At 64.6% G+C, this 7,922-nt stretch carries 5 protein-coding genes; 3 read left to right on the plus strand and 2 right to left on the minus strand.

Annotation, left to right across the window (positions count from 1 at the left end):
* Window positions 1-43 precede the first annotated feature (43 nt).
* The 3 genes from AB7O82_RS35525 to AB7O82_RS35535 all read left to right on the plus strand — a co-directional run bounded on the left by AB7O82_RS35525 (window position 44) and on the right by AB7O82_RS35535 (window position 4,312).
* Window positions 44-1,024, plus strand: a complete 981-nt coding sequence (locus AB7O82_RS35525) for an aldo/keto reductase (RefSeq protein WP_428621605.1) — start codon at window positions 44-46, stop codon at window positions 1,022-1,024.
* Window positions 1,025-1,181: 157 nt separating this feature from the next.
* A complete protein-coding gene (locus AB7O82_RS35530; protein ID WP_428621607.1) occupies window positions 1,182-1,586 on the plus strand; it encodes a hypothetical protein in 405 nt (134 codons plus the stop codon).
* 410 nt (window positions 1,587-1,996) lie between these two features.
* The gene (locus AB7O82_RS35535; protein WP_428553445.1) at window positions 1,997-4,312 is read left to right on the plus strand and encodes a DUF4214 domain-containing protein; all 2,316 of its coding nucleotides are present in this window, start codon (window positions 1,997-1,999) and stop codon (window positions 4,310-4,312) included.
* A 210-nt stretch (window positions 4,313-4,522) separates the two neighbouring features.
* Here the strand turns inward: AB7O82_RS35535 and AB7O82_RS35540 are convergent, their stop codons facing one another.
* Both AB7O82_RS35540 and AB7O82_RS35545 read right to left on the minus strand, forming a co-directional pair.
* A complete protein-coding gene (locus AB7O82_RS35540) occupies window positions 4,523-5,167 on the minus strand; it encodes a glutathione S-transferase family protein (protein WP_428621609.1) in 645 nt (214 codons plus the stop codon).
* Window positions 5,168-5,585: 418 nt separating this feature from the next.
* Window positions 5,586-7,883 carry a DUF4214 domain-containing protein gene (locus AB7O82_RS35545; RefSeq protein ID WP_428621610.1) on the minus strand — a complete coding sequence of 766 codons (2,298 nt, stop codon included), beginning with the start codon at window positions 7,881-7,883 and terminating at the stop codon, window positions 5,586-5,588.
* Window positions 7,884-7,922 lie beyond the last annotated feature (39 nt).

Genomic DNA, 7,922 nt, shown 5'->3' on the forward strand with positions numbered 1-7,922 from the left:
CAAAGGTGGGAGCTTATGCTCGCGCCAGCAAGGGGGAATCTTCATGAAGTACGGACCGCTCGGCCGCTCGGGCCTGATCGTCAGCCGCATCTGTCTCGGCGGCAACTCGTGGGGCGCCAAGGGCAACCGCGGCTGGGGCAAGTTCGACGAGGTCGAGGCGCCGGCCTATTTCAAGCGCGCGCTCGACGTCGGCATCACCTTCTTCGACACGGCGGACGCCTACAATGCCGGCCGGTCGGAGGAGATCATGGGCGCCACGCTCGTGAAAATGACGAAGCGCGAGAACTTCGTGCTGTCGACCAAGGTCGGCATCCGCATGAGCAACACCGAGAACGACGTCGGCACTGGCCGCAAGCATCTGATGGCCGCGATCGACGAGCAGCTGCGGCGCCTGCAGACCGATTATATCGACGTCTACCAGGTCCATCGCCTCGACCCGCACACGCCGATCGAGGAGACGATGTACACGCTCGACCAGATCGTGCGCTCGGGCAAGGTGCGCTACATCGGCGGCTCGACCATGCCGGCCTACAAGTTCGCCCAGATGATCATGCTGGCCGACTGGAAGGGCTATTCGAGGCCGATCGCGATGCAGAATCTCTACAATCTCATCCAGCGCGAGGAAGAGAACGAGATGAACCGCCTGTGCCACGAGCAGGGCGTCGGCCTGATCCCGTACTCGCCGCTGGCGCGCGGCTTCCTGGCCGGCAATCGCAGCCGCGAGGGTGGCGGCGCCACCGAGCGCTCGAAGAACGACGTGCAGGTGCGCGCCGGAACCTATCGCGACTGCGACTGGGAGATCGTCGAGCGCGTGAAGAAGGTCGCGCTCGGCAAGAACGCTTCGCCCGCCCAGACGGCGCTGGCGTGGCTGCTCAGCAAGCCCTACATGGGCTCGCCCATCATCGGCGCCACCGATCTCGACCAGCTGAGCTCGGCGGCGAAGTCGACCGAGATCGCGCTGACGGTGGACGAGTGCAAGCTTCTCGAGGAGCCCTACCAGCCGCGCCTCTCGCCGGTGAATTGAAGCCGGGCTGCGCAGATGGGAGATTTCAGGAAGGCGGCTTGAGCGGGAGGAAGTGGCGAATGCGCGAACTTTCCTCCCCCCGTCAATCAGGGAGGTGTCGCCGTCTTCGGCAGAGGGTCATGGTACAGGGACTGGGGCCGCCATCGTCGTGTCGGGCGTGTCGTTCCACATGCTGCACAACATGCTGCAGGTCCACGGCACGCAGATGGCGCCGCAGGCTCGCGGCCCCGGCATGGCGCTGTTCGCCCTCCGCCTGTTCATCGGCCAGGCAATCGGCGTGCCGCTCGCCGCCCCTGTCGTGGACCGCTGGGGCGCGACGTCGGTCTTCTGGACCGCCGCCATCGTGCTGCCGGCGCTCGCCCTGTGGTTAGCACGGGCGATCCGCCGCCGAGCGGCACGGGTGATCGCCCACGCCCACAAAAAGCACAACGAGGCCAAATTCCTACGATTGGTTCGGTCGATCTCGTTGTTCCTCGAGGACTTGGCGGAAAGCGGCTTGCGGTCGGACATCGCTGTCTTGCGGTCGGGCTCGCTTTTGCGATTGGGATCGCCGTGGAGGTAGCTCATCCGGCGCTGCCGCGCGTCCGGCTTGCCGGACGTGCCTGAGCAGCGATCGTGACGCACAAGCGCACCGAAGAGCGAGAGAGGCGCATCGGCCACAGCCGTCCACTTGCGCATATCTCATCCTCCTCGAGGCTGCGCCTTCACCGACGATTGCCCATCGCCGGTGCTCACCTCTGCCAGGCTTACAGTGACGACGACGTTCGCAGAGGCGCAAGAACGACGCGGTTCTTGCGACGATGCTCATGTTCGAGGTGATCGCCGTTCCGGTCGTGCCGACCGTGAAAGATGCCGTGAAAGAGTCGCAATCTCGATGAATAGAGCCGCCGCCGGATGTTCCTTGCTTGGGTGCGGGACACCGACAGCCATCGCGTGATAATTCTCATACCGGGGAACAGCAAGGGGGCAACAATGGCGTGGTACACGGGTAAGGTTTTTCGCGGTGTCGACTACAATCCGACCTGGCCGGGCTGGACCCAAGGGCCAAACGGAGCGCCCGAAACCAGGCTGCAGACCTTCGATTCCGACATGGCCAACGACGCCTTCGCCTCACTGTGGGGCAAGGGGTTCCAGACAGCGCCCGCGGGCGACACCAGCCAGCCGTTCAACAACGGCACCAACTACCGCGACGACCTGGGCACGATCGCCAACGACGGCTTCAACCTCGTACGGCTCTACAACTGGGGCATCGCCCGCGGCACCGACGCCTCGCAGGCGCCCAACTTCTCGGGCCTCGATCACGTCAACTTCCTGAACTATGCCAAGTCGCTCGGCGTCACGGTCGTGGTGCCGGTGTCCGACTATTTCCTGAACAACGACGCATTTTCCTGGAATAACACGCGACCCGACGCCAGCTACTCATTCGGCTCCGCGACCGCCGACATCCAAAGCGACCTCAATCAGTTCATCGCCAGCATCACCGATCCCTCGACAGGCAAGATCTTCAGCAACGTCCAGATCAGCGTCGGCAACGAGGGCGATATCGGCGAGGGCGGCATCTACCAGGCGAACAATAGCCCCCTCAACACCAACGCTTCCGACTTGCTCGCCCGCACGATCTGGTGGATCCACAACCTGCACGAGAAGATCAATGGCGCGAGCGGCATCAACGGCCCGAGCGGCGCGGTCGTGCCGATCACGGCCACCTTCTCCAATGCCGACCAGGGTGCCACTCAGACCGACCCCACCCACCCTGGCAAGTGGGGGAGCTGGATGAACTGGGTGCTCACGGGGGTCCAAGCGGGACAGCACGCTCCCGTTGGCTGGAATCTGGACAATCTAAATCCTCCCGGCCAGACCTTCGCCGATACGGTGACCGGCCTCGCCAGCATCGATTCCGACTACGCGAGCTACTACTACAACAGCTTCAACATCGGACAGGGCGCCACCGGGATCACCAACACGCTTACCCTCTATGACAGCGCCGGCACGCCGTGGCCGGGTGCCGGCGACGCCGACGTGCCACTGATGTTGATGGAGGTATTCGGGGACAACCCGGTAAACGCCCAAAAAGCCGTCGCCGACGCCAAGGCCATCGAAGCCTATCTTGCCCTCCACAACGCCGACACGGCGCACAGCACGACCAACCTGATCGGCTACAACTATTTCGAGTTCAACGACGAGCCGGCCGCAGGCAAGGCTGCCGGCCTTTACCAGTACGGCTCTGCTTTCCAGAACGCCCACACGGGGACCACCAGCATCTTCTACGATTCCCGCGGCGGCTATCCCGACTTCATCTTCCCGGTCTACACACTCACGCCGACACCGGGCCCGAATGGCCAGGGCACGCTGGCGGGGGCCTGGACCGCCACTTTCCCGCACGCCTTGTTGGCGCATAACGATGCCTACGTGCTCCTGCAGGGCGGCTCGCTGGCGGCCGCCGCGCCGCTCGGGGTAATGGGCAACGACCAGTCCGTGTCGCTCGGGGCGGTAGCGCTGCAGTCGGGGGTGGAGAATGGCCAGCTGGGGCTCGGCTTCGATGGCACGGTTACCTATACGCCGGACGCCGGCTTCAGCGGCATCGATACCTTCAGCTACTTTGGCTTTGGAGACTACGGGACATCGGACATCGGCCAGGCGACGATCCACGTCGTCCCTGTCATCGTCGGGCCGACGACGACGACATTGAACCTGCTGGCGCTCACGGCCGAGGAGCAGATCGCCGCGACCTATGTGGCGTTCTTCGGTCGCGCCGCCGATGCAGAGGGTCTCGACTTCTGGGTCGACGAGCTCAACGACAACCTGCCGACCCAGGGCCCTGCGGCCGTGTTCGCCAACATCGCGCAATCGTTCGGCGCCAGCGCCGAGGCCACGACGCTCTACCCGTTCCTGGCCAACCCGATCGGCGCGAGCGACGCGCAGATCAGCGCCTTTCTCGACAGCGTCTACGGCAACTTGTTCGATCGCTCGTCCGACTCGGCCGGATTGGCCTATTGGACCACGCAGATCAAGCAGACGCTGCAGGCCGGCCAGTCCGTGGGCTCGGTGCTGCTCAACATGATCAGCGGGGCGCAGGAGACGGCCGCGAACCAGGACATCACGACCTTGATGAGCAAGGTGGCGGTGAGCCTGGCCTACGTCGACCTGCAGGAACTCGAGGGAATCGTCCTGGCCGGCGCCAGCGACATCGCGGCGGCGACGACATTGCTGGATGGCGTGACTGCCGATCCCCTGAGCGTGCTCGTCGGCATCAGGAACGCGGCAGAGCTGATCGCCGATCACGCGTGATCGGCCGTCGGCAACGGCGCTGATCGTCGCGTCGTTCGCGGGCAAGGAGCGCATCTGTCCGATGGCGCTCCTTGCTCGGAGCGCACCACTCCTGTGGCGCTCCTGGGGTTGGTGGCCGAACCGATTGCGGACCGGAAAAGACCATGAGCGCCACAGGAGTGGTGCGCTTTCAACCATGAGGACAGAAGGCTCATGGCTGAGAAGCAGGGATCAAGCCGCCTTCCTGAAGTCTCCGATTTGAGCCTCGAGGCCGCGTTTGAAGGCGGGCCGCGCGGTGCAACGGTCGAGGTAGGCCGCGAGGCGCTTGTCGCCAGTGACGATGTCGGTGTGGCTGAGGATCCGCAGCACGGTCGCCATCATCAGGTCACCTGCCGTGAAACGGTCGCCATCGAGATAGGCCTTGTCGCCGAGCGATCTGGAGAGGGCGCCCAGTCGCTTCTGCACGAATTCCACGGCACTTGGCCGGCGGAGCTTCGCCCACTCCTCGTTGGGATAGAAAGCGTCGATCCGGGCGACATCCATGACGAAGGGCTCGATCGAGTTGAGGGCGGCGATCAGCCATTGCGTCGCGCGGTGGCGGGCGCCCGCTTCCCGCGGCAGGAGCGCCTCGCTCCGTTCGCCGATGTAGAGCACGATGGCACCTGTCTCGAAAAGAACGAGGCCGTCTTCCTCGAGAATTGGCACCTGCCCGAAAGGCTGCAGCGCGCGATAGTCCGGCTTGTCCTGGTCGCCCAGCCCGAGAAGCCGCGTCCGGTAAGGCAGCCCGGCTTCCTCGAGCGCCCAGCGCGCCCGCAGATCGCGCACCTGGCCCTGGGCAAACTCCGGAACCCACTTGAAAGCTGAGATCGTGATCATGTCGCACTCCTTCGCAAAGGCTGCTCCGCATGTCGCTCGGCGTGTAGGGACGGAAGACGTTCGCACACGACGGCCGCAGCGCTCCTGCCGCGGTCCGCGCTCCCGCCATCCGATCGACCCAATAGTTAACGAGAAAGTTAAGTATGGGACCGCGACTGTCAAGGGCGTGCTGAAGCGCGTCTATGGAGGCATGGCCGAAGCGAGTTCGCCGACGCGGGCGACGACATGAAGTCGCGAGGTCGCCGTCTGACATCGGGTTCTCAAGGAATGCGCGAACTGGGCGATCCACGCCCCTACCAGCGTGCCCTGGCCGTCCGCGATCATTCGGCGCCAGCTCAGAGGCCAGGACGCTGTACCCCTTCCTGGCCAAACCGTTCGGCGCGAGCAGCGCGCCGTCAGCGCCTTCCTCGATTGCCGATCACGCGTGATTGGCGATCAGTTCCGCAGCGGTCCTGACGCCGACCAGCACGCTCTGCGGATCGGCGGTCACGCTATCCAGCAACGCCGTCGCTGCCGCGATGTCGCTCGCGCCGGCCCAGACTGTTCCCTGGAGCTCCTGCTGGTGGACGTAGGCCAAGCTTACCGCCACCTTGCCCATGAGGGTCGTGATGTCCTGGCTCCCCGCCGTCTCCTGCGCCCCGCTCATGATGTCGACCAGCACCGAGCCCACGAACTGGCCGGCCTGCACCATCTGCTTGATCTGCCCGGTCCAGTAGGCCAGTCCGGCCGTGTCGGACGAGCGCTCGAACAGGTTGTTGTAGACGCTGTTGAGGAAGCCGGCGATCTCCGCGTCGCTCGCGCCAACCGGGTTGGCCAGGAACGGGTAGAGCGTCGTGGCCTCGGCGCTGACGCCGAACGCGTTCGCGATGTTGTCGAGCGTGGCCGCGGGCCCCTGGGTCGGCAGCATGCGGTTGAGCTCGCCGACCCAGTAGTCGAAACCCGCCTCATCGGCGGCGCGGCCGAAGAATGCAGCATAGGTCGAGCCGATCTGCTCCGCGGCGGTGAGCGCCAGCAGGTCCAACGTCGTCGACGTCGGGCCGACGATGATTGGCACGACGTGGATGGTAGCCTGGCCGCTGTCCGACGCCCCGTACTCTCCATAGCCGTAGTAGCCGAAGGTCTCGATGCCGTTGAAGCCGGGGTTCGGCGTATAGGCAACCGCGCCATCCTGGCCGAGCTGCAATGCTCCGCTCGCCACCCCCGACTGCAGCGCTACCGCCGGGGGCGATGTGCTCTGGTCGTTGCCGGTCACCCCGGTCGTCGCGGAGGTCGTCAGCGAGTTGCCCTCCAGGATCACGTAGGCGTCGTTGTAGGCCTGCAAGGCCTGCGGGAACTGGCCGGTCCAGGCCCCCACCAGCGTACCCTGGCCGCCCGGGCCGGGTGTCGGCGTGAGCGTATAGACCGGGAAGGTGACGTTGGGAAAGTTGAATGGATCGTAGAACACGCTGGTGGTGCCCGTCTGGGCATTCTGCGAAGTCTGCGTGTACTGGTAGAGGCCGACCATCTTGTTCGCTGCCGGCTCGTCGTTGAACTCGAAATAGTTGTAGCCCATCAGGTTGGTGGTGCTGCGCGGTGTGCCGGCATTGTTGAGGGCAAGATATTCTTCGATGGCCTTGGCCTCGTTGACGGCGGCCAAAGCCTGGTCGGCCGGCGTCGGATATTGGGAGCGGTTGGGGTTGAACACCTCCATCAGCAGCAGCGGCACGTTGAATTTTTCGCCCGGCCACGGCGAGGCGCCGCTGTCGTAGAGAGCCAGCGTGGCCTTGATTCCATTGCCGAAGGGCGGCGTCGTCGTGCTCTGGCCGATGTTGAAGCTGTTGTAGTAGTAGCTCTCGAAGTTCGGATCGGCAGTGGCGAGGCCGGTCACTGCCGCGGTGAAGGTGGTGGTGCCGTTGGGTATCCATTTATTGGGAGTGGCCTGTCCCGCCTGGACTCCCGAGACCAGTGCCTTGAACCAGCTCGAGATGCCGGTGCCCTGGTCGGCGTTGGCGAAGGTGGCGCTGAGCGGCACGATCGTGCCGGTGCTGCCGTTGACGACTGGATTGCCGTCGGGACCCGTGGCGGACGTGCCGTTGATCTGCTGGTGCAGGTTTACGATCCACCAGTTCGTGCGGGCGAGGAAGTCGGAGGCAAGGGTTATGGGAGGTGCCTGAAGGCCCTCGCCGATATCGCCCTCGTTGCCGACCGAGATCGAATGGACGGCGCTGTGGATCTTGCCCGTCGCAGGATCGGTGATGCTGTTGATGAACTGCGTGAAGTCGGTCTGGATGGCCGGGGACGCCGAGGAGAAGCTGTAGCTGGCGTTGGGCGTGACGTGATTCCAGGAAAACTGGGTGTCGTTCAGGAAAAAATCACCCACCGGCACCACGACCTTGAGGCCGAGCGACTGGGCATAATTCAGGAAGTTGATGTGATCGAGCCCGGTGTTGCTGGATGACGTCGTGCCGCGGGCCATGTCCCAGTTGTAGAGCCGCACCAGGTTGAAGCCAGCGTCGGCGATCGTCTTCAAGTCGTCGCGGTAGTTGCTGCCGTTGTTGACCGGCGCGCTGGTGTCGCCGGCGGGCGGCGCCTGGTAGCCGGCGCCCCACAGCGAGGCGAATGCGTCGTTGGCGAAGTCGGAATCGCCGGTTTGAGTGGCATTGGCACCGACCACCCAGCCCGGCCAAGTCGGATTGTAGTCGACGCCGCGATAAATCTCCCCCGTGTACCAAGCCATCTCAGCCTCCTCGTCGCATCATCCCATGGCCATCATGCG

This window comes from Reyranella sp. (assembly GCF_050185545.1).
Taxonomy (GTDB): domain Bacteria; phylum Pseudomonadota; class Alphaproteobacteria; order Reyranellales; family Reyranellaceae; genus Reyranella.

What these genes read in the sequence shown, in the direction of transcription:
- AB7O82_RS35525 (WP_428621605.1), top strand. Translation starts at nt 44, where the DNA reads ATGAAGTACGGACCGCTCGGCCGCTCGGGCCTGATCGTCAGCCGCATC.
- AB7O82_RS35535 (WP_428553445.1), top strand. Translation starts at nt 1,997, where the DNA reads ATGGCGTGGTACACGGGTAAGGTTTTTCGCGGTGTCGACTACAATCCG.
- AB7O82_RS35545 (WP_428621610.1), bottom strand. Translation starts at nt 7,883, where the DNA reads ATGGCTTGGTACACGGGGGAGATTTATCGCGGCGTCGACTACAATCCG.
- AB7O82_RS35540 (WP_428621609.1), bottom strand. Translation starts at nt 5,167, where the DNA reads ATGATCACGATCTCAGCTTTCAAGTGGGTTCCGGAGTTTGCCCAGGGC.